The sequence below is a fragment of the Sporosarcina sp. Y1004 genome (genome assembly GCF_057669665.1).
The window spans coordinates 34,525-55,416 of sequence record NZ_JBYHFQ010000006.1 but is presented as its reverse complement, the minus strand read 5'-3'; the positions used below and the strand labels follow the sequence as shown (position 1 = coordinate 55,416).

Below are 20,892 nucleotides of genomic sequence, written 5' to 3'. Positions count from 1 at the left end.
AAAGATATAAAAAAAACTGGAAGAAAATACATCTTCCAGCTTAGTTTATGAGTTAATCATTGTTCACTCGACTCGTCTTATCTAAAACTGAGTTTCTTGTTATTCAATAGGACCCATGAATTCAGTGACAATTAATATATGCTCTATTAGTTTCACTTTTTTTAGATTTTCAGCTTTTTCTGTTCCACCTAATCCTAATAAAGGGGTGTATCCAAAACACTCGTCATAGTTAGGGGCACTATATTTACTAGTCGCTTCAGGATAAGGCTGCCACATTAATTCATCGTTCATAAAGTCATTATCTTTTAAATCATCAAAAAAGAATTCAAATCCGGATGAAACAACATTAACATATCCTTTCCTAAAGTTTAATAAATTTACATACTTATCTTTTTCCCATACTATAATATCACCCATTGCAGTTGTAAAAATAGGAATCGCCTGCTCATACCTTAGGTAACTTCTCTCTAAAATATCTAAATAATCGTCTGGATTAATAACTTTTAAATAATTATTTACGAAACTACCAAAACCATATTTTCCCCATGTTTCTATTAACTCTTCAGGAAGTTTATCCTTATACTTCAAAATAACATCTTCATCAACAGTTTCATGTTTAATAAAATCGCTAAATATAGTTTCCACTTAAAAAGCCCCTTATTGTTTTCTTGGCTTAATCATAAAATGTTGCTTTTATTTTCTATTAGATAACTCTTTCCGCTCCCCATAAATTCAGCTTTTTAATATAGATCATTTTCAGATTCTTTATACTCAGTAATAAGAAATCCAACTTTAGATGTTTGATGGTTTCTACCTTTAAAGTCTCTTCCATCAATACCATAGGCTGACCATCCATCTTTCCCAATGTAAAAAGTCAGTATGTTCTTGTATGCGAACTTTTTAGCTACTTGATCTTCACTGATGAATTTTAACTTGTTTTGAGTTAGAAACTTACAGATTCTCTCTTGTGAATTATCCATTTTTACTCATCCTCTCATTTTTATATGAAATGTTCTTTTATTGTTTGGTGGGAAAAGAGTAGCGAATTATAGTTTTGTCTGCCTGTTCATAACACAATTCGAATTAATTCTGAATCGTGTCTGAATTGCACCGTGCACAGGCAGCACTCACTAAACAAAAAACGATCTCATCAAAAGATGAAATCGTCTTTGTTATATATATTGTTGCCATAATGATGCCACACATCGCTTAAACGTTGCTGTGACAACAAATATGGAGACGGTGGGAGTCGAACCCACGTCCAGAGGCTCTAACACTTAAGCATCTACGCGTGTAGATTGTCTATTTGGATTCGCGTGGCATTATGCCGGCAATCAGGGCGTCATGTACGCTATCTTGGAAGTCTCTTCCGGCTGCCTCAAGAGGCAACAGCCGTCGTATCCCACTAAAGGTTGAGCCCTACAAATGCCACATGGGCGATGGAAGTGTAAGGCAGATTCAACAGCTTACGCTGCGAATGCTAGGTTGTTGTTAGTTTTGCCTGTTATTATAAGGTGCCGTTTCTGACGGAGCCGGGCCCTCCGACGCGCAACTCAAGCTCAGACGACCCCTGTCGAATCCGTAACGCCCCCAAAGGGATGTCAGGATGGCCTTTTTCAAGGCTTCTGAACTACTTGAACATTAATCAGTATACCTCATTTTTACATAAACTTCAATACTTTTGTTTATCTCTAAGAGCACGATCTATTTCACGTTTTGCATCTTTTTTCTTGAGATCCTGGCGTTTATCGTAATCTTTTTTCCCTTTACCTACGCCTATTAATACTTTTGCAAAACCGTCTTTTAAATACATCTTAATCGGAACAATTGAAGTTCCCTGTTCTTTTGTTTGTCCAATCAATTTGCTAATCTGTTTTTTATGGAGCAACAGTTTCCTCGACCTAACCGGATCATGATTAAACTGATTCCCGTGGTCATATGGACTAATATGCATATTGGTAATCCATGCTTCGTTATTGCGGATTCTTACAAAAGCGTCCCTCAGTTGGACTTTACTATTGCGAATTGCTTTGATTTCAGTACCTAGAAGGACAATACCTGCCTCAATCGTTTCTTCTATTGCAAAATCATGATTCGCCTTTTTATTAACAGCGACTACTTTCCCCTGGCCTTTCGCCATTTCTTTCACCCCTTAATCCATTACGCCCCGGCGTAATTGCGTCCCAATTTCGAATTGCGCTTGTGCCTGCAGGACGCAGGTATGTAACCTTTCAAAATTTGTGACATCCCGCCGGAGGCTTAACTTGGGAGCGGCCTAGACCGCCCCGACTTTATTTTTTCTTTCTAGGTTTAGGTTTACTTCCCGCTTTTTTAGCTGCGCCTTCATAAAACTTTTTCTTTTTGCTGTATGTTCCGGTTTTCTTTTTATCTTTTGACTTATCACCGGGTTTACCGTCACCGTCTCTTTTCTTTGCATGGATGACTTTCGGCGATTCCTTACGTGTACGACGGACGTTTTGTTTCATCCCAACGATTTCAAAATCAATTGCCGATTCCTCCGGTTTCACGGAAATCACTTTCACAGTCACTTCATCGCCAAGCCTAAATTGCTTACCAGAGTGTTCCCCGATCATCATCATTTGTCTATCGTCAAATCGGTAATAATCATCCGTCATATGACTGACATGGACAAGTCCTTCGATTGTGTTCTCTAGTTCAACAAACAAACCGAAGTTTGTCACCGACGAGATAACTCCTTCAAATTCTTCGCCAATTTTATCGAGCATGAACTGTGCTTTTTTCAATGACTCCGTATCACGTTCTGCTTCGACCGCACGACGTTCCCGTTCAGATGTATGCTCAGCTATATCTGATAATATCGCGCTCCAATGCGCAAGCGTCTGTGCCGAAACATCTTTTTCGATTAGATATGTCCTGATCAAGCGATGAACAATCAAATCTGGGAAGCGACGGATGGGTGCCGTGAAATGGGTATAAAATTCTGTGGATAATCCAAAGTGTCCCAGACTTTGATCTAAATACTTCGCCTGTTGCATTGAACGAAGAAGCATTGTAGAAATAACCGTTTCTTCTGGAAGACCCTCAATCGATTCAACGATTTCCTGCAACGCTTTTGGATGGACCTTATTCCCCGTTCCTTTTACAACAACGCCGAAGTTAGTTAGAAATTCGAAAAAGCGTTGTAATTTCTCAGCCTTTGGATCTTCGTGAATCCGGTAGATGAATGGTACTTTAAGCCAGTGGAAATGTTCCGCGATCGTTTCGTTCGCAGCAAGCATGAATTCTTCAATAAGGCGTTCTGATACGGTACGCTCCATAATGACAACATCAGTTGGCCATCCTTTTTCATCAACAAGGATTTTCGATTCCTTGAAATTGAAATCAATGGCTCCACGATCTTCTCTTTTCTGTTTCAAAATACCCGCGAGGTCAGCCATATGATTAATCATAGGAACGACATGTGCATACTGAACTGAAAGCTCTTCATCTTTTTCTTCGATGATTTTATAGACTTCTTGATAGGTCATGCGTTCTTTGGAGCGAATCACACTCTCAAATATTTCGTGTTCAACGACTTTCCCATTGCGATCTATCGTCATTGCGCAAGACAAAGTAAGCCTGTCAACGCCCGGGTTCAATGAACAAATTCCGTTCGATAATCTATGCGGCAACATCGGAATAACTCTATCCGTCAAGTAAACGCTTGTTCCACGGTCGTAAGCATCATCGCCCATTGGAGAGTTTTCCGTCACATAATAACTGACATCCGAAATATGAACAGATAATATATAGTTACCATTGTCATTTTTCACAACTGAAATGGCATCATCAAGGTCTTTCGCATCCGCACCATCAATTGTAATCGCGAGTTCTTCACGAAGATCACGACGTTTAAACAAATCTTCTTCCTGAACTTCATCAGGGATTTTATTTGCCTGGTCTAGTACTGCTTGTGGAAAATCAATTTCAATTCCATGCTTATGGATAATGGACAAGATGTCCACGCCAGGATCATTTCTGTGTCCAAGGATTTGTGTCACCATACCTGTTGCTGATTTCCCGTCAACAGGCCAGTCAGTTATTTCAACAACGACTTTGTGGCCGTCAACTGCATCAAGCGAATCGCCTTTACCAATGAAAACGTCCATAGGTAACTTTTTATCATCGGGAACAACGAAACCGAAGCCTTTGTTGTCCTGGTACATGCCTACAACTTTTGTTGTTTTACGTTCCACGACGCGCGTAATTGCCCCTTCACGTCTTCCGTCTGATGTGGCATTAGTGACACGTACGAGAACAGTATCCCCGTTCATAGCGCCATTCACTTCATGTGGCGGGATGAAAACATCGTCCATTCCTTCAGTTTCCGGCGCAAAAAAACCGAAGCCTTTTGCATGTCCGATGAATTTACCACGTAATAGGTTCATGCCTTCTGGCACACCATAACGATTCGATCTCGAGCGAATGATTAGCCCTTTTTGTTCAAGATGCACGAGCATTTTTACAAGTTCTTTGAATTCCGCAGCTTGTTCAAATCCCATTACTTCTTGTATTTCCTGCACAGTTAGTGGCTTATAAGTTTCTTCTTTCATTAGAGACAGCAATTTTTCTTGCATGTCTTTTTCTAAACTATCCAATTGCGTCACTCCTTCTAAGTCTATAGCATGGTCATAAGTCTTATTGTTCACACATTCCAGTTTAATGATTCCAGAAATTCAAAAATATCTTCATGAAGTTTCATTTTTTCCGGTCCTAGTGTAATAACATGCCCCGATTTTTCATACCAATTGATTTGTTTTTCATTTGATTCTGTAGTCTTATAAATGACATTTGCGGAATCAGGATCAATCACCTCATCGAGTGTTCCTTGGACGACGAATAGCGGGGAATAGATGTGATCGATATTGTCCCGCACCTCGTAGACAAGCTCGCGAAGATCTTTGAGTGAAGGCATTGTTTCGCTACGTAAGTCCTCAATATCAAGTTCAATTTCTTCTTCGCTTTTCCCTTCATATTTCTTATATTCACGTGCATATTTAATAACACCTTCATACATTACATCCGTCGTTCTCATCGACATTGGCGCGCACATCGTAATAATGCCTTTCACTGGTTTTTTATACCCTAATTTCAGTGAAAATACGCCACCTAGGGATAATCCAGCTACTGCGATTTCATCGTAACCCGCTTCTTGCAATTGACGGTAGCCTGAAAGAACATCGTCCCACCATTCTTCTGGACCAGTATGTATTAACTCTTCTGGCGGTACGCCATGGCCTTTATAATGAGGCGCAAGTGTTGTATATCCTTTTTTCTCAAGAAATCGTCCTAGCATTCGGACATCTGCAGATGTACCTGTAAATCCGTGAAGAAGTAAGACTGCACGTTTCCCTCTCTCGAAAAAAAATGGCTTAGGTTGTGCAATTCTCAATTCAATCATCCTTTCGAAGAAAAGCCTAAGGTACCGCTTTGGCGCCTGAGGTCTAGACACGACCTCAGTAGCGAAGCTTATACTTTCTTATTTTTTATAAAAAATGCCTGACCAGTCGGAAGGTCAGGCGATAGTGGTCTATTTATAGTTTAACATGCAAAAGATTATACTTTCATAATGACGATTGCCAATACGATAAACAAAACGGCAAGTACAACAGTAACCCTTTGAAGTACAAGGTCAAGTCCACGCGCTTTTTGTTTTCCGAATAGCTGTTCCGCTCCACCAGAGATGGCTCCTGATAGACCTGCGCTTTTCCCAGATTGCAATAATACGACTACGATCAATGATAGTGCTACGATTACGAGCAGTGTCATCAGCAAAGCATGCATTTTGTTCCACCTCCCGATTCGAACTTCACAACAGTTTTATTTTACCAAAGACGGACAGCGGTTACAACCTATTGCACTACTTTTCCGACTGAAGTCTATATAACCTAAGGCTTCGTTCGCCATATAATCACAATCAACTCATTGCTTTATAGTCCCAATTCATTTACTTCGACACAAAACCCCGCACGAGGCGGGGTTCTGTTAAAACCTTTTATTTTCTCAAGTTATAAAACGTCTTAGCCCCAAGATAAACAGCAGTATCATCTAGCTGATCTTCAATACGTAATAATTGGTTGTATTTTGCAACACGGTCCGTACGTGAAGGTGCGCCAGTCTTAATTTGACCTGCGTTTGTCGCAACTGCGATATCAGCGATTGTCGTATCTTCTGATTCACCCGAACGGTGAGAAATGATTGCCGTATAGCCTGCACGCTTCGCCATTTCAATTGCATCGAACGTTTCAGTCAATGTACCGATTTGGTTCACTTTAATAAGGATTGAGTTACCAATACCTTCTTGAATGCCTCGTTCAAGCTTTTCTGTATTCGTTACGAATAAGTCATCTCCGACAAGTTGAACTTCTTTACCTAAGCGTTCAGTCAATAGTTTATGACCCGCCCAGTCGTTTTCATCCAAACCGTCTTCGATAGAGATAATCGGATATTTACTGCAAAGCTCTTCGTACCAGTCCACCATTTCTGCAGACGTTCTAACGACGCCTTCTCCAGCGAGATTATATGTGCCATCGTCTTTGTTGAAGAATTCAGAAGCAGCTACGTCCATCGCAAGAAGTACATCTTCACCCGGCGTGTAGCCAGCTTTTTCGATTGCTTCAAGGATGATTGACAGTGCTTCTTCGTTGGATGATAAGTTCGGAGCAAAGCCGCCTTCATCACCAACAGATGTATTTAACCCTTTACCTTTCAATACAGCTTTCAAGCTATGGAATATTTCAGTACCCATGCGAAGGCCTTCGTGGAAAGATTCTGCACCTACTGGCATAACCATGAATTCTTGAATATCGATGTTATTATCGGCATGCTCACCACCGTTAAGAATATTCATCATCGGTACCGGTAATTGTTTAGCATTGATGCCGCCTAGGTACTGGTAAAGTGGAATGTCTAGATAATCTGCAGCTGCATGCGCAACAGCAATGGATACACCTAGAATGGCATTCGCGCCTAACTTCCCTTTATTTTCAGTTCCATCTAGTTCAATAAGTGCATGATCTATCGTTACTTGATCAAGTACCGAGTATGCATCTTCCAATTCCTCTGAAATGACTTCATTCACATGGTCAACTGCTTGCAGGACACCTTTACCTAAGTAACGCCCCTCATCACCATCACGTAATTCCACCGCTTCATACTCGCCTGTAGAAGCGCCAGATGGAACGATGGCACGACCGAATGCACCGCTTTGTGTAAATACTTCAACTTCTACTGTTGGATTCCCACGTGAATCAAGTACTTCTCTAGCTTGGATAAGTGTAATGATTGGCATATATTTCTCCCCTTTTAAAATAATGGTGTACCGGTCATTTCTGCCGGTTGTTCTATTTGTAACAATTTTAGCATTGTTGGAGCCAGGTCTGCGAGTATTCCACCTTCCCGCAAAGAGACTCCTGGTTTTGTAATAATAACTGGAACAGGATTCGTCGTGTGCGCCGTCATCGGTGCTCCGTCCTGCGTAGTCACTTCATCGGCGTTGCCATGGTCAGCCGTGATGATAGCAGAACCGCCTTTTGCGTGAATTGCGTCGATAACTTTACCAAGGCAGTAGTCGACTGTTTCAATCGCCTTGATGGTAGGTTCCAACATTCCACTATGCCCTACCATATCCGGATTTGCGAAATTAAGAATTATCGCATCGAAACGATCTGCTTCAATTCCTTCAATCAAGGATTCAGTCACTTGAAAAGCACTCATTTCAGGTTGCAAGTCATACGTTGCAACTTTCGGCGAGGCTATCAAAATTCGTTCCTCTCCTTCGAACTTATCTTCCCGACCGCCGCTCATGAAAAAGGTAACATGTGGATACTTTTCTGTTTCTGCAATCCGAAGTTGAGTTAAGCTGTTTCGAGAAATAACTTCGCCAAGCGTATTTTCTAAGTTTTCACTATTATAGACGACATCTGCTGTGATGTCGTCACTATAATGTGTAAATGTGACAAACTTCAAATCTTTATACATTTTAACTCCTGTTTCAAATTCTCCGAATGTAGGATCCGTTAACGCACGTGATAATTGAATGGCACGATCTGGTCGGAAGTTAAAGAATACAACTGCATCTCCATCTTCTATCGTCGCAACTGGCTGGCCAAGTTCTTCAATAATGAAAGGGACTACGAATTCATCATGAACGCCCCGTTCATATGATGCCAGTACGCCGGCAGTTGGCGTAACTGCTGTCAAGGCAGTACCTTCTACAATCGCCTGGTAGACCTTTTCCAATCGCTCCCAGCGCTTATCACGATCCATTGCGTAGTAGCGCCCTGAAATGCTCGCAAATTTACCTATGCCGAGTTCTTGCATAACTGTTTCAGTTTTCTCAATGTAAGAAAGGGCAGATTGTGGACTCACATCTCGACCGTCAAGGAAAGCATGGACGAAGACTTTTTCAATTCCATTCATCTTTGCAAGTCGGAGGAGTGAAAACAAATGCTCATAATGACTATGGACTCCGCCGTCTGATAATAATCCCATCAAGTGAAGTGCAGAGCCATGTTTCTTAGCATGTTCTACTGCCCGTAAAAGTGTCTCATTGTCGAAAAAGTTTGCTTCTCTTATTGATTTATTGATACGTGTTAGATTTTGATAAACAACTCGGCCGGCACCAATATTTAGATGGCCTACTTCAGAATTGCCCATCTGCCCTTCAGGTAGACCTACCGCTTCTCCACTAGCTGTCAGCGTTTCATGTGGGAAGTTGTTCCAGAGAATATCGTAATTCGGCTTATTAGCCAGTGCAACGGCATTGCCTATCTTGTCGTCTCTAAGACCAAAGCCATCCATTATGATTAAAGCTACCGGACTTTTACGCATTTGCCCCAGCCTCTAACAGTTTTAAGAATGAATTAGGATCCAAACTAGCACCGCCGACAAGAGCGCCATCAATATGTTCCATTGCTAAAAGTTCTTCTATGTTGTCAGGTTTAACACTGCCGCCGTACTGAATACGTATTTGATCTGCAACTTGTTTCGTAAACAAGTCTGCGATTGTCGAGCGAATTACGCCGCACACCTCATTCGCATCTAATGCAGTAGCCGTTTTTCCGGTTCCGATAGCCCAGATTGGTTCATAGGCAATAACCGCTGTTGCAGCTAAATCAGAACTGATTCCTTCGAAAGCTTTCTGCACTTGTAAAGCAACAATATCGTTGGTTTTGCCACTTTCACGTTCTTCAAGTGATTCTCCTACGCAGACGATTGGCGTTAGCTTGTACTCGAATGCAGCATGAACTTTTTTGTTTACAGTGTCATTTGTTTCGTTGAAGTACTGACGACGTTCAGAATGGCCGAGGATGGCATAATTTACGCCAATCGCCGAAAGCATCGCAGGGCTTACTTCTCCCGTGTATGCTCCTTCTTTCGTATCGTGCATTGTTTGTGCGCCTATACCGAGCACCGATTCTTTTGTAATCTGTGCAAGTTCAGAGAGATATAAAGCAGGTGGACAGATAACTGCTTCCACTCTTTCTGAAACGGGTATCTTTCCTTTCACTACTTCAACGAAGTCTCTCGCTTCGTCTGCATTCTTATACATTTTCCAGTTCCCTGCAATAATTCGTTTTCGCAAAATGTTTCCCTCCGTTTAGTAATCGTTCAGTGCAGTGACCCCTGGCAAGTCTTTCCCTTCCATAAATTCAAGAGATGCACCCCCGCCAGTGGAAATATGATCCATTTTTTCTGCAACGCCAAACTTTTCGACAGCGGCAGCAGAATCGCCTCCACCAATGACCGTGTAGGCTTTTGTTTCAGCCATCGCTTCAGCAACTTGTTTGGTTCCCCCAGCGAATGGCTCCATTTCAAACACACCCATCGGTCCGTTCCAGATAATTAGACTTGAATCTTTAATAACATCCGAATACAATGCCGCTGTTTCCGATCCGATATCGAGTCCCATCCATCCTTCTGGTATGGCGTCAATTTTCACCGTTTTCGTATTCGCATCTTTCGAAAAAGCATCAGCGATTACAGCGTCAATCGGTAAATATAAGTTAACGCCTTTTTCTTTAGCCTTTTGAATAAATGATTTCGCCAAGTCGACTTTATCCTCTTCAAGCAATGAATTTCCTGTTTCATAGCCTTGTGCTTTCGAAAATGTATACGACAGTCCCCCGCCAATTAACAAGTTATCCACTATATCTAAAAGATGATCGATGACGTCAATTTTGTCCTTCACTTTAGCTCCACCGATAATCGCTGTAAACGGACGCTCAGGCTCCGACAAAGCTTTGCCGAGAATATCCAGTTCTTTTTCAAGTAATAGTCCAGAAACAGCTGGAATATACGCTGCGATACCCGCCGTAGATGCATGAGCACGATGTGCAGCACCGAAAGCGTCGTTGACGAAGAAATCAGCTAATCCTGCAAATTCCTTTGCAAGTTTTGCATCATTTTTCTCTTCTCCCGCATGGAACCTGACATTTTCAAGCAGAACGATATCGCCGTTTTTCATTGTTGAAATGGCTTTCTCCACTTCGCTTCCAATGGACGAATCGAGTTTTGTAACCGGCTTACTCATCAGTTCAGCAAGTTGGACTCCTGCAGCGGTAAGCCGCATGTCTTCATTCACTTCGCCTTTTGGACGTCCTAAATGACTTGCAAGAATGACTTTCGCGCCTTGTCCGACCAAATATTCAATCGTTGGGATTGCTGCACGGATTCTAGTATCATCCGTAATCTTCCCATCCTCCATAGGCACATTGAAATCTACCCGGCAAAAAACCCGTTTCCCTTCAAACTGCATATCCTTCATCGTCTTTTTCGACACCATGAAAAACGCCACCTTCAAGTTAAATTTAAAAAGGAGGAACGGGGTAACCCCGTTCCTCTTACCCAACTATATTATAAGCCGTCTACTGATGTATGGCTATATTTAACCTTTTACAAGCCTTTTTGGTACATGTAGAGTGCCAAATCAATACAACGTGCAGAGTAAGCTGTTTCGTTGTCGTACCAAGAAATTACTTTAATCATGTTTTTCTCGAGCACCATTGTTGAGAGACCATCTACAGTCGAAGAGGAAGGATTTCCATTATAGTCTTTTGAAACTAATGGCAGTTCATTGTAGACTAAGAAACCTTTCAATTCATTCTCAGCTGCATGTTTGAAGGCATTGTTCACATCTTCCACTGTCACATCTGTCCCGAGTTCTGCAACGAAATCGACAAGTGAAACGTTCGGCGTTGGTACACGCACAGCCATGCCATCAAGTTTTCCTTTTAACTCTGGAATTACGATTGTCACTGCAGATGCTGCACCAGTTGTTGTCGGAATCATTGATTCGGCAGCTGCACGAGCACGTCTGAAATCCTCATGTGGTAGGTCTAGAATGCGCTGATCATTCGTATAAGAATGAATTGTAGTCATCAAACCGCGTTTTACGACGAATTGATCATTTAGAACTTTCACGACTGGAGCTAGACAATTTGTCGTACAAGATGCATTTGATACGATATCGTCTAATTCTGGATTGTATGTTTCATGGTTAACACCCATAACGAGTGTTGTTAGTTCACCTTTAGCTGGGGCAGAAAGAATGACTTTTTTCGCTCCTGCTTCTAAGTGTTTGCTCAATTTTTCCTTGTCGCGGAAGACGCCAGTCGCATCAATAACAACATCGACTCCAAGCTCTCCCCATGGCAGTAGTGCTGGGTCTCTCTCTTCGTAGACTCTAACTTTTTTACCGTTTACAACAAGCGTATTCTCTTCTGAACTGACTTCAGCGTCGAAAATGCCATGCACGGAGTCATATTTCAATAGATGTGCTAGCATTGCTGCGTCAGTCAAATCGTTTACTGCTACGATTTCAATATCTTTTTGTTTCATGGCCTCACGAAATACAACCCGTCCAATTCTTCCAAATCCATTAATTGCAATTTTCAATGTCATAGGATATTCCTCCAGTATATTTAATGTATTTAACTGTTAACTTTAACTACAAAAACCCTGTTTAAACCTGTTCCCTGAATAGAACCAACTTAGTCATGTACCGTTTTATTTATCAGCAAGTATCTTCAGCATTTCAGTTGCTGCGCCTTCATCTGTAACTAAATTTGTCTGCTTCGGAGCACTGGCCATATAAGCTAGGATAGCTTCTGCTTTACTGCTACCGCCTGCAACCGAAATAAGAAGTGGAACCTTCGTTAGATGTTTAGTCTGAATACCAACAGTCCTTAGTCTATGAACAGCGTTCCCATCCTTGTCGAAATAATAACCGAATGCTTCTCCTTTAGCGCCAAGGTTCAGCATTGTTTGTTGTTCTTCCTCTGGCGATTTTCGCATAGTTGCCATTGTTTGCGCGTCACCGATTCCATGCATTACACAGTCTGTTGTTTCATAAAGTTCAAGCATTTTCAAAACAGAAGGTTCTTTTCTGAACACTTCATGCGCTTCCTCACTTAACGACTCGGGGTAATAAAATGTACTGTATGTACCCCCAGATGCTGAGGCGAAAGATGCCGCAATGACATTTGCCTGCATGCCAATGTCATCCCCCACGCCGCCCCGAGCAGCTATAAACAACAAATCAGCGGCATTGTCGAGCTTTTCTATATAAGGAGGGATCGACGCAATCGTACTTCCTCCAGTAACAGCAACTATTTTGCCCTTACCAATCTTTGTGGAAAATAGCTTCGCCGCTTCCATACCGAGTAAATTTTTCGATGAAGTATCTATATCAGAATTACCCGAAACAACTTTGACTGATTGGATGCCTAATGCTTCTACTAACTTTTTCGCAAGCAAAGCAGATCCCGACCAGTCTTCCATAGACAATTCAAGTGCTTGTAGAATATCTACACCTTCTGTTGTGATTGCCGCGCCGTCTTTCGCAATTACAATTAGATTTTGTCCTCTAAGAATATCCAGCATTGTTCGTATTTCCCGTTCTGATAAACCAACCACTTGTCCGAGAGCTCGTCTGCCAATTGGACCGGCCATCTTCACAAATTTTAATATGCGGTATCTTTCCTGCATTAGCTCCATCATTTCTGGGACGAGCTTTCTTTGCGCTTCCGTAAATAAATCCAATGATCAAACTCCTTCCAACAGTGTTGGTCATTATTTGTCCCACGTAGTCATAAAACGTCCCACAATGGGCAAAAAAATACTTCTGTCTGTATTATAGCTTTTTTACTTCGCTACATCAAATATTTCACATTATTTTAGAATAGATTTATGATATCTACATATCCAATTGAACCGTGTAGAACGGGTACGCCATCTATTTCAATGACCGGAATCATTAACATATACAATTCATGGCTTTCATCGTCTTGTTCAATATCGATGGTCGTCCATGTTAATGGATAATCCTCACTGACAAGCCTCATCATCATTTCCGTCTCATCGCAAAGATGACACCCTGGTTTGGTATAAAACTTCACATGCATCCAAAACACCTCATTACTTCTATAGTCTATACAGTATAAGTGAAAAAGGGCTTCATGCACAAATTGTTGTCTGCGCTTGAAACCCTTCACTCCTATTACCAACTTCGACCTGCTCCTCCGCCACCGCCGGAACCACCGCCGCCGAAGCCTCCAAAACCGCCGCCCGAACCGCCTCCGCCGCCTCCCCCAAATGAACCAGGGAAGAAGATTGGTCCTCCACCTCGACGACCGCCTGAGCCACCTCCACCGCGACCTCCCTTATTCCTCATGATACGGAAAATGATATAAATCACTATGAAAAGCAATATGGGAAACGGGACACCAAAACCTGAATCACCCGAACCTGCACTTAGAGTTGAAACTGGTGCAACTGCCCCGTCCCATCCATACTCAGCTGCTATTTCATTATAATAGGATTTATAAGCCTCCATGATTGCTAAGTCGGGTTGCTGTTCATTCAAATAGGGAACCGCCACTTCGTCCATGATACGTCCAACTTTCCCATCTGGAAGCGCGCCTTCCAATCCATATCCCACTGATAGGTAAAAATGGCGTTTACCGTCTGAATTTTTTTCAGTTGTAACAACGAGCAAAGCCCCATTATCTTTTTCACTATCGCCTAATTGAAATTCTCTTAGCTTCTCTACTGCATACTCTTCGACAGGTTCATCCCCAATGCTCGGGAGGATTAATACTGCGAGTTCCGCTGTTGTCGCATTATATAATTGGATGCCTAATTGCTCAAGCTCCGCTGCCTGATCAGCAGATAGCACATTCGCTGAATCTTGTATGACGGGAACAGCGGCATCAGCCGATAATGCCGCAAAGTTTAGCGATGTGAATACAATTAGACATGCCGTCGCCAGTAAGCGGACAGCTTTATGAATCATTCCGAGTCATCTCCAAAATCGACTTCAGGTGCTTCATTTGCAGCTGCATCGGCTTTAAAGTATTCTTTTTCATCATATCCAAAGATGGATGCGACAATTTTTCCGGGGAACCTTTTTACCTGTCTATTGTAATTGGATACTACATCATTGTAATCTTTACGTGCCACGCCAAGTCTGTTTTCAGTTCCAGCTAGTTCATCCATCAGTTGTCTGAAGTTTTCATTGGCTTTCAAGTCAGGATAGTTTTCCACGACTACTAGAAGACGGCTGATGGCACCGGATAATTCTGTGTCGGCTGCTGCCTGGTCTTCCGGCCCTCGTGCACCTGCAAGTTTTTCACGAGATTCGGCTATATCACTGATAATTTCTTTTTCATGGCTTGCGAATCCTTTAACCGTATTGACCAAGTTCGGAATCAAATCAAGTCTCCGTTGTAATTGGTTATCGACTTGTGCATATGCCGAGTCCACATCTTCTTCAAGATTGACGAATTTGTTGTAACTTGGAACCAGTATCATAGCGAGTATTGCAAGTATAATTCCAATTACCACAATCGGACCTAAAATCTTCTTCATTTTTTCACTCCTATTCGTTATTTACTCTTATTTACCCTGTTCCATAACGTATTGAAACTTTTTCCTACACTCCTATATACTCCATCTCCCTACGAAAAGATTCATCTAACTTTGTAAGGCCGCAAAAAAATATACGTTCGCTTTTACCAAGCATACGTATACTTTTTTTGGATATTATAATTGTGTACAGTTTTTATCAACTATGTAAAGGAAACTTCTGCATCTCTCATTGCATAAAAGAGAGATTAACAAGACCTCTCAATGAGGTTGAAGCCATCTCTCATTTTTAAAAAAAGTTAAATCTACATTACGATTCTGGCCGCGGTTTCGTGGGATCTTCTTTCGGCGGTGGAACACTGGTTAACTCAGCTAATTTCAGTAAATAATACGTTTCTTCACGCGCCATATGATCGGCCATTAAAGGCGTGAGCGTTCCGAGCGTTTCCTTTTTAAGCTCCATCTCTTCTAATTCTTTAAGGAAGTTTTTAAATATCTTCATTTCTAAGTTAACGTCATTGTGAAACTTTTCTAACGCAGGGAACTTCATCACATTTGCGCGCAAGAAACCAGCCATTTCAATTGCTTTCAAATAAAAGGCATCCCAGTCTTTTTTGAAATTACGACTTTTATTTTTGAGCTGCGCCTCAACCGTGTCCAAATTTGAGTCTAGCGCCCCTGCGTGACCCGCAGCATCCAGTAACCATAAGAGATCGTGATGGAGCGGGTGAACAGCTGGTGGCATCTGTCCTTTTTCAAGACATGAAAACAATCGAATGGCTTCCTCTACTTCATTGACCATATGGTTGATAAAGGATGGAGATAATGAAATTTTTATATTCCCAATTAAATGTTCTTGAATCAAAAACAACTTAAATGTACGAATCTCTTCACTGGCTATCTTTGATTGTATTAAGACTGCTTGTAGTAATCGTACATCTAAAGACTGTCTTGAATTGTTAAGCAGTTCGTCAAATTGTGTAATAAAGTGACTGGCTGTCTTAATTTTCTCAATTTCAGTTGGTGCCAATGAATCGTGAATGAAACGAGCGTGATCTCCCAATATTTGAAGCCAAAAGTGAAGTTCAAACACTGCTTCTTCTTCAATTGTTCTCGGCAAAAAATCCCCTCCATTTATCTCTACTTTCATTTGTATGAGGCAGTAGGTTTTATTATGAAAACCACAAAACTAATTCCAATTCACCATATCGCTCTTGAGATAACTCAAAAGAACCTTGTCATTTTGAATAATTTTTCTTTAGTAACACATAATAAAAGTAGGAAATAAAAATAAAGGGAGTGCTTTTGTGGGAATAATGGATGGAAACCCGAAAAATGAGCCGATGCATTATGGAGAAGTAGTTGGAACGTGGGCCTATCTCGGCGCAAATAATGGATTAATTAGTGGTTATGAATTATTTATTAATCACGCAGGTGATAAGGATCTCATTAAGCTTCTACATGAGGCTATCAAAATGATGAAAAATGAAAACGATGATCTGTTAAAGTTATTGAAAGTCAATGGAGTCACGCCACCCCCTTCGTTACCTGAACGTCCTAATGCAAGTGCTGAGGAAATTCCAGTGGGCGCAAAGTTTTCGGATTTAGAAATCAGTGCGGCCGTTTCCATTAATGTTGGACAAGGACTTGTATCATGCAGTGAAGTTATGGGGCAATGCCTTCGAGAGGATATCGCAGTAATGTTTGGTAAATACCATACAGAAAGAGCTTTTTTCGGTGCAAAGATGCTGCGTCTCAATAAGGAGAAGGGTTGGCTTGTCTATCCACCCCTTCATAAAAGTAAAGCTGAATAAATGATTTCCATATTCAAAAAGGCGATGGTCATTGGACCATTGCCTTTTTGTTATACATTTATACGTCTGGTGAGAAGGGCTTAAAAACCGCCCTTTTCACTGGGTTATTTCCGGTCCGCTTTCGGCGAATTAATTACGACAGGTTTACCGAGGGGCAAGGATGTCTAGAAGTGACTTCGTCACTTCTAGACATCCTCTTTTCGGAGATCCTTTTGTAAATAAATGCCTGTCGCGTACCTACAATATTTAAGTGAAAAATGCAGTTGCTTTGAAAAAAAGGAGTAGATGAGCTTCTATGAAGATTGTAAGTGCCCGAAGATGCAATTTCGGGCACTCTAGCACATCGTACATTGTATTCTCTGCTTACATTTAGCAAAGAATATGTGACGCTTTATAAGAAAGTAAGACTTCCTTATAATAAATAGAGACACGATAGTAGAAGGCTTGAGCGGTCAAAATTGTATCTTTTACCGCCTCTCTCCTATAAGTAGCGACTTATTCTATCGTCCCGAAATGAGTAAGTAGGGATGCGAAAAAGTCGTATCCCTACTTACTTAGACCTCCCGATAAGCGTATATAAGTTAATTAATGCGATCTAAAAGCAACTATACAAGTAGCACCTAGTGTTTGATCAAATTATTTTCTAGTTATTTGTTAATCAATAAGTGATAAACTTACACGCATTTCTCCGTTTTAAAAAACCTTTTTACGATCGCGTTCATCTTTTAACATTTCAACAGCTTCTCTGAATCGTAAGGAGTGAATGTTTTCTCTCTCCCTTAAAAAGGCCAATGAATCATTGATGAGTGGATCATCTGAAACGTCAATCAGCCATTGATAGGTTGCTCGGGCTTTTTCTTCCGCTGCAATATCTTCATACAAATCGGCAATCGGATCGCCTTTCGCTTGGATATACGTCGCAGTAAACGGTACTCCAGCCGCATTTTCGTAGAAGAGATCATGTCCGTGGTTGACAAAATGATCGCCTAGTCCAGCTTCGACAAGTTGTTCAGGTGTCGCATCTTTCGTTAATTTATAAATCATTGTCGCAAGCATTTCTAGATGTGAAAACTCTTCCGTTGCGATGTCATTCAATAGCCCAATCACCTTACCCGGAACCGTATAACGTTGGTTCATATAACGGAGCGCAGCCGCAAGTTCCCCGTCTGCACCTCCGTATTGTTCCCTCAGGTATTTCGCAAGCGTTGGATTACATGTACTTACCTCAACCGGATACAACAGTTTTTTCTCATAGACCCACATAGCTAATCTCCCTTCTCATCGTTGCCATGGCCATGGTTCTTGATTCCAGCGCCAGCCGATTTCAATGGCCTGTTTTGATGGTATAGATGTCAGAGATAAGGGCCCGTATTTATTTTCATATTGGCGCCGTACATTAGCAGCTTCTTTAATTGCTTCCCGCCACTGATCTAGCGCTTCAGCGTCATCGGGATGGGTATTAGTGTACAACGTTAGCTCGACAACTACAAAGTCTGCCTGTTGCACCTTCAACATCATATGGCGTTCTTCTTCAAACGCGTTCATGAAATCCCCTCTTCCCGTGAGTACCCATCATCAAACGCTGGCCAAAGCGTTCCGCGGCGCAGTGCTTCTGCAGGTGAATACTGTGGAAGGCCAGGCTGCTGAAAATTCGTAAAAATCTGCGGAGGTAAAACAAATGTCTTTTCCAGTATAGGCGGACATGGATCTAGCGGGGAAACGAACGGTTTAAAACTTCCCCGGAACATAGGACGTTCCAATTTCATCACTCCTCGAAATATTGTATGACGGGAACGTTATTTTGCTACCATTGCTTTTGTTTAGCTAAAGGTAATGCTAATGTAATGATTAAAATAAGTAAGCAGAAAATAACTCCGAACAAAGTGATTATTAGCCAATCCAAATAAACACTCCTTTGTCTTCAGGAAATACGCCCAGTGACACTTAGTATATGTAGGTAAACGAATATTGTTAAAAAGGAATTGAAGTAACTATGAGAATCTAAAACTTTGATCAAAACAAAAAAGTTAGGCAAAAATCGCCTTCCTTTTTCTATTTCAAATATGCGCCGCTTGTTCTTCGCTCCAAAAAGATAAGAACTCTATTTGAGATGCATAGTAAGCGCGTTATTGGAGATTCTAAAGTTAATTAATGACTAAATGGTTTCACTTCACGCTTGACGACATTTGAAATTACAATAGGAGGTTCTAAAATAATGACTAATCAAAATATGAACATGAATGCAAGTGCTGACAAGAAAAAGAAAGATCCAACTACTTTTACAGCCTATGGAGATCCTGTAAAGGCCTCTTCACCTACTATTAATAATGATTTTAAGAAAGCAACTTCCACAATTGCTGAAAGTACTCAGAATGGAAATAGTCGAAAAGATTAAAAACTCCATGACCATCTGTATTTGCAAAATCAGCGATAGCTGATGAATTTGCTTTTATCATAATTTAACTTTTAACGATAAACTTTTCTCGTACGATCTATTTCTTCGTGTTCCAAGTGATCGCACACCGTCTGGGCTTTTAATTTCACAACTGATTACGTTTCCTTTATTAGGTACTTTACATTGCAAAGGTGGCAGCAAGTCCTTAAACTTCGAAACACTAGAACGGATTGTAAACGCCATGAAGACGCTCGAACGCAACGGTAAGCTGTACGGAATAAACGATATTCTGACGATTGAATAATAAGGAAAACCGAAAAGAGCTACGCTTGATGGCGCGGCTCTTTTTATGTCGTGCGATATCCGCATGACTAAACGAAAAAAGCCTGTACTTGATTGCACTAGGCTTTCCGCTCCTTATATATGAATCCATTTAATGTCGTACCTTATTCTTTCGCTAACTTTTTTGCGTGCGTGTCGTAATACTCTACCACCACATCCACTTCGACTTCCGGCTCTACTTCCGGTGTAAATAGCCATATGACAAATAATACGCCAAACGTGCCACCCCATACCACTACCCAACGCTTGTACCACATTTTCAATAAAATAACCCCCAATGAAATTTTATTTTGGCACTATTCTGATTATACACACTCCCAAATACTTCCGCTATAGCGAAAAAACTGTATTTATAGGGGATTTGGGCGGCCGGGTTTTCGGGTTTTCGACTGCTCGCCCAATCGCTTTATTGACTTCCGCTAATAGCGATGCATTCACTGTTTTCAGACAACGAAAAAACCCCCATTCAAAATACGTATTTTCTACGTAAATGAAAGGAGGTTATCGGAGGTCGCGTAGTGCTCGCGACCAATAACGTTGTTGCAACGTCACTTTAAATGCCCTCGGCGAGAATCGAACTCACATCTTAAGCTTCGGAGGCTCACGTGCTATCCGTTGCACCACGAGGGCGTTGCCTTATTATATAATGTTCTGTTGTAACAGACAAGACTAAGTATACTAGTGCGGCAACACGATTGCAATGCTTATTTTAAAGCGTTATATTTGACCTTCGTTGACCATACTATGTATGATAAAGTTACAGTTGAAACGATATCTAGTTTCAATAGACCTACAATCTATCCACCTTGAAGGAGGAAATGGAATGAATCTAATACCTACAGTAATTGAACAGACTAGCCGTGGTGAACGTGCTTACGACATCTATTCCCGTCTATTGAAAGACCGTATTATCATGCTCGGAAGTGGAATCGATGACAACGTTGCGAACTCTATCGTTGCTCAACTTCTATTCCTAGAAGCTGAAGATCCAGATAAGGACATTTCCATTTATATCAACAGTCCTGGAGGAAGCGTTACAGCTGGAATGGCAATCTTTGATACGATGCAATTCATCAAACCTGACATTCAAACAATCTGCATAGGAATGGCTGCATCAATGGGCTCGTTCCTACTCGCTGCCGGTACTAAAGGTAAACGCTATGCGCTTCCTAATGCTGAAGTTATGATCCACCAACCACTTGGAGGAGCACAAGGACAAGCAACAGAAATTGAAATTGCTGCTAAGCATATCTTATTCATTCGCGAAAAACTGAACTTGATTCTTTCAGAGCGTACTGGGCAACCGGTCGAAGTTATCGCGAAGGATACGGATCGCGACAACTTCATGACAGCTGAACGTGCAAAAGAATATGGCTTAATTGACCATATCATCACACGCAGTGATATGAAAGACGCACCTAAAACAAAATAATTAGTTAGAAAGCCGATTTT

23 protein-coding genes, 1 tRNA gene and 1 other RNA gene are annotated in these 20,892 nt (G+C 41.3%); 3 read left to right on the top strand and 22 right to left on the bottom strand.

Annotated features, from left to right (window positions below; genetic code table 11):
- Positions 1 to 99: 99 nt before the first annotated feature.
- The 17 genes from AC25Y6_RS06150 to AC25Y6_RS06070 all read right to left on the bottom strand — a co-directional run bounded on the left by AC25Y6_RS06150 (position 100) and on the right by AC25Y6_RS06070 (position 16,009).
- The gene (locus tag AC25Y6_RS06150; protein ID WP_488142357.1) at positions 100 to 645 is read right to left on the bottom strand and encodes a T6SS immunity protein Tdi1 domain-containing protein; all 546 of its coding nucleotides are present in this window, start codon (positions 643 to 645) and stop codon (positions 100 to 102) included.
- A 95-nt stretch (positions 646 to 740) separates the two neighbouring features.
- On the bottom strand, positions 741 to 980 hold the full coding sequence (locus tag AC25Y6_RS06145; protein ID WP_488142356.1) for a hypothetical protein: 240 nt from the start codon (positions 978 to 980) through the stop codon (positions 741 to 743).
- 251 nt (positions 981 to 1,231) lie between these two features.
- Positions 1,232 to 1,592: a transfer-messenger RNA gene (gene ssrA / locus AC25Y6_RS06140) on the bottom strand.
- An 80-nt stretch (positions 1,593 to 1,672) separates the two neighbouring features.
- Positions 1,673 to 2,140 carry an SsrA-binding protein SmpB gene (gene smpB, locus AC25Y6_RS06135; protein ID WP_482102322.1) on the bottom strand — a complete coding sequence of 156 codons (468 nt, stop codon included), beginning with the start codon at positions 2,138 to 2,140 and terminating at the stop codon, positions 1,673 to 1,675.
- 151 nt (positions 2,141 to 2,291) lie between these two features.
- On the bottom strand, positions 2,292 to 4,598 hold the full coding sequence (gene rnr / locus AC25Y6_RS06130) for a ribonuclease R (protein ID WP_488142447.1): 2,307 nt from the start codon (positions 4,596 to 4,598) through the stop codon (positions 2,292 to 2,294).
- 68 nt (positions 4,599 to 4,666) lie between these two features.
- Positions 4,667 to 5,422 carry an alpha/beta hydrolase gene (locus AC25Y6_RS06125; RefSeq protein ID WP_488142355.1) on the bottom strand — a complete coding sequence of 252 codons (756 nt, stop codon included), beginning with the start codon at positions 5,420 to 5,422 and terminating at the stop codon, positions 4,667 to 4,669.
- Positions 5,423 to 5,577: 155 nt separating this feature from the next.
- Entirely contained in the window at positions 5,578 to 5,805 is a 228-nt protein-coding gene (gene secG, locus AC25Y6_RS06120) for a preprotein translocase subunit SecG (protein ID WP_482102324.1), read from the bottom strand.
- Positions 5,806 to 6,016: 211 nt separating this feature from the next.
- Positions 6,017 to 7,312: a phosphopyruvate hydratase gene (eno, locus tag AC25Y6_RS06115; RefSeq protein WP_488142354.1), complete on the bottom strand. Its 1,296-nt coding sequence runs from the start codon at positions 7,310 to 7,312 to the stop codon at positions 6,017 to 6,019.
- 14 nt (positions 7,313 to 7,326) lie between these two features.
- Positions 7,327 to 8,853, bottom strand: coding sequence for a 2,3-bisphosphoglycerate-independent phosphoglycerate mutase (gene gpmI / locus AC25Y6_RS06110; protein WP_488142353.1), 1,527 nt, complete (start codon positions 8,851 to 8,853; stop codon positions 7,327 to 7,329).
- A complete protein-coding gene (gene tpiA / locus AC25Y6_RS06105; RefSeq protein ID WP_488142352.1) occupies positions 8,846 to 9,607 on the bottom strand; it encodes a triose-phosphate isomerase in 762 nt (253 codons plus the stop codon). The genes gpmI and tpiA overlap by 8 nt, the downstream gene beginning before the upstream one ends.
- 15 nt (positions 9,608 to 9,622) lie before the next feature.
- Entirely contained in the window at positions 9,623 to 10,804 is a 1,182-nt protein-coding gene (locus tag AC25Y6_RS06100; protein ID WP_488142446.1) for a phosphoglycerate kinase, read from the bottom strand.
- A 113-nt stretch (positions 10,805 to 10,917) separates the two neighbouring features.
- On the bottom strand, positions 10,918 to 11,925 hold the full coding sequence (gene gap / locus AC25Y6_RS06095) for a type I glyceraldehyde-3-phosphate dehydrogenase (protein WP_488142351.1): 1,008 nt from the start codon (positions 11,923 to 11,925) through the stop codon (positions 10,918 to 10,920).
- Between the two features lie 105 nt (positions 11,926 to 12,030).
- Entirely contained in the window at positions 12,031 to 13,065 is a 1,035-nt protein-coding gene (locus AC25Y6_RS06090) for a sugar-binding transcriptional regulator (RefSeq protein WP_488142350.1), read from the bottom strand.
- Positions 13,066 to 13,199: 134 nt separating this feature from the next.
- Positions 13,200 to 13,427 carry a glutaredoxin family protein gene (locus AC25Y6_RS06085; RefSeq protein ID WP_488142349.1) on the bottom strand — a complete coding sequence of 76 codons (228 nt, stop codon included), beginning with the start codon at positions 13,425 to 13,427 and terminating at the stop codon, positions 13,200 to 13,202.
- A 95-nt stretch (positions 13,428 to 13,522) separates the two neighbouring features.
- On the bottom strand, positions 13,523 to 14,317 hold the full coding sequence (locus AC25Y6_RS06080; protein WP_488142348.1) for a TPM domain-containing protein: 795 nt from the start codon (positions 14,315 to 14,317) through the stop codon (positions 13,523 to 13,525).
- On the bottom strand, positions 14,314 to 14,892 hold the full coding sequence (locus AC25Y6_RS06075) for a LemA family protein (RefSeq protein ID WP_482102333.1): 579 nt from the start codon (positions 14,890 to 14,892) through the stop codon (positions 14,314 to 14,316). The genes AC25Y6_RS06080 and AC25Y6_RS06075 overlap by 4 nt, the downstream gene beginning before the upstream one ends.
- A 307-nt stretch (positions 14,893 to 15,199) precedes the next feature.
- Complete coding sequence (locus AC25Y6_RS06070; protein ID WP_488142347.1) at positions 15,200 to 16,009, bottom strand: DUF2935 domain-containing protein; 810 nt, start codon at positions 16,007 to 16,009, stop codon at positions 15,200 to 15,202.
- 187 nt (positions 16,010 to 16,196) lie between these two features.
- Here AC25Y6_RS06070 and AC25Y6_RS06065 point away from each other — a divergent pair, with 187 nt between their 5' ends.
- The gene (locus AC25Y6_RS06065) at positions 16,197 to 16,703 is read left to right on the top strand and encodes a DUF3231 family protein (RefSeq protein ID WP_482102335.1); all 507 of its coding nucleotides are present in this window, start codon (positions 16,197 to 16,199) and stop codon (positions 16,701 to 16,703) included.
- Between the two features lie 693 nt (positions 16,704 to 17,396).
- On the opposite strand, the gene AC25Y6_RS06060 is transcribed toward AC25Y6_RS06065, so the two are convergent.
- The 3 genes from AC25Y6_RS06060 to AC25Y6_RS06050 are packed head-to-tail and all read right to left on the bottom strand — an operon-like array spanning position 17,397 to position 18,451.
- Positions 17,397 to 17,966 (bottom strand): manganese catalase family protein, encoded by a 570-nt coding sequence (locus AC25Y6_RS06060; protein ID WP_488142346.1) that lies wholly within the window; start codon positions 17,964 to 17,966, stop codon positions 17,397 to 17,399.
- A 15-nt stretch (positions 17,967 to 17,981) separates the two neighbouring features.
- Entirely contained in the window at positions 17,982 to 18,248 is a 267-nt protein-coding gene (locus AC25Y6_RS06055) for a spore coat protein CotJB (RefSeq protein ID WP_488142345.1), read from the bottom strand.
- On the bottom strand, positions 18,245 to 18,451 hold the full coding sequence (locus AC25Y6_RS06050) for a spore coat associated protein CotJA (protein WP_488142445.1): 207 nt from the start codon (positions 18,449 to 18,451) through the stop codon (positions 18,245 to 18,247). Before AC25Y6_RS06050 ends, AC25Y6_RS06055 begins: the two co-directional genes overlap by 4 nt.
- A gap of 467 nt (positions 18,452 to 18,918) precedes the next feature.
- Here AC25Y6_RS06050 and AC25Y6_RS06045 point away from each other — a divergent pair, with 467 nt between their 5' ends.
- Complete coding sequence (locus tag AC25Y6_RS06045) at positions 18,919 to 19,098, top strand: hypothetical protein (protein WP_488142344.1); 180 nt, start codon at positions 18,919 to 18,921, stop codon at positions 19,096 to 19,098.
- Positions 19,099 to 19,544: 446 nt separating this feature from the next.
- Here the strand turns inward: AC25Y6_RS06045 and AC25Y6_RS06040 are convergent, their stop codons facing one another.
- Both AC25Y6_RS06040 and AC25Y6_RS06035 read right to left on the bottom strand, forming a co-directional pair.
- The gene (locus AC25Y6_RS06040; protein WP_482102339.1) at positions 19,545 to 19,703 is read right to left on the bottom strand and encodes a hypothetical protein; all 159 of its coding nucleotides are present in this window, start codon (positions 19,701 to 19,703) and stop codon (positions 19,545 to 19,547) included.
- A 295-nt stretch (positions 19,704 to 19,998) separates the two neighbouring features.
- A tRNA-Arg gene (locus AC25Y6_RS06035) sits at positions 19,999 to 20,070 on the bottom strand.
- Positions 20,071 to 20,263: 193 nt separating this feature from the next.
- Between AC25Y6_RS06035 and clpP the strand changes: the two genes are divergently transcribed.
- On the top strand, positions 20,264 to 20,872 hold the full coding sequence (gene clpP / locus AC25Y6_RS06030) for an ATP-dependent Clp endopeptidase proteolytic subunit ClpP (RefSeq protein WP_482102340.1): 609 nt from the start codon (positions 20,264 to 20,266) through the stop codon (positions 20,870 to 20,872).
- Positions 20,873 to 20,892: the final 20 nt, after the last annotated feature.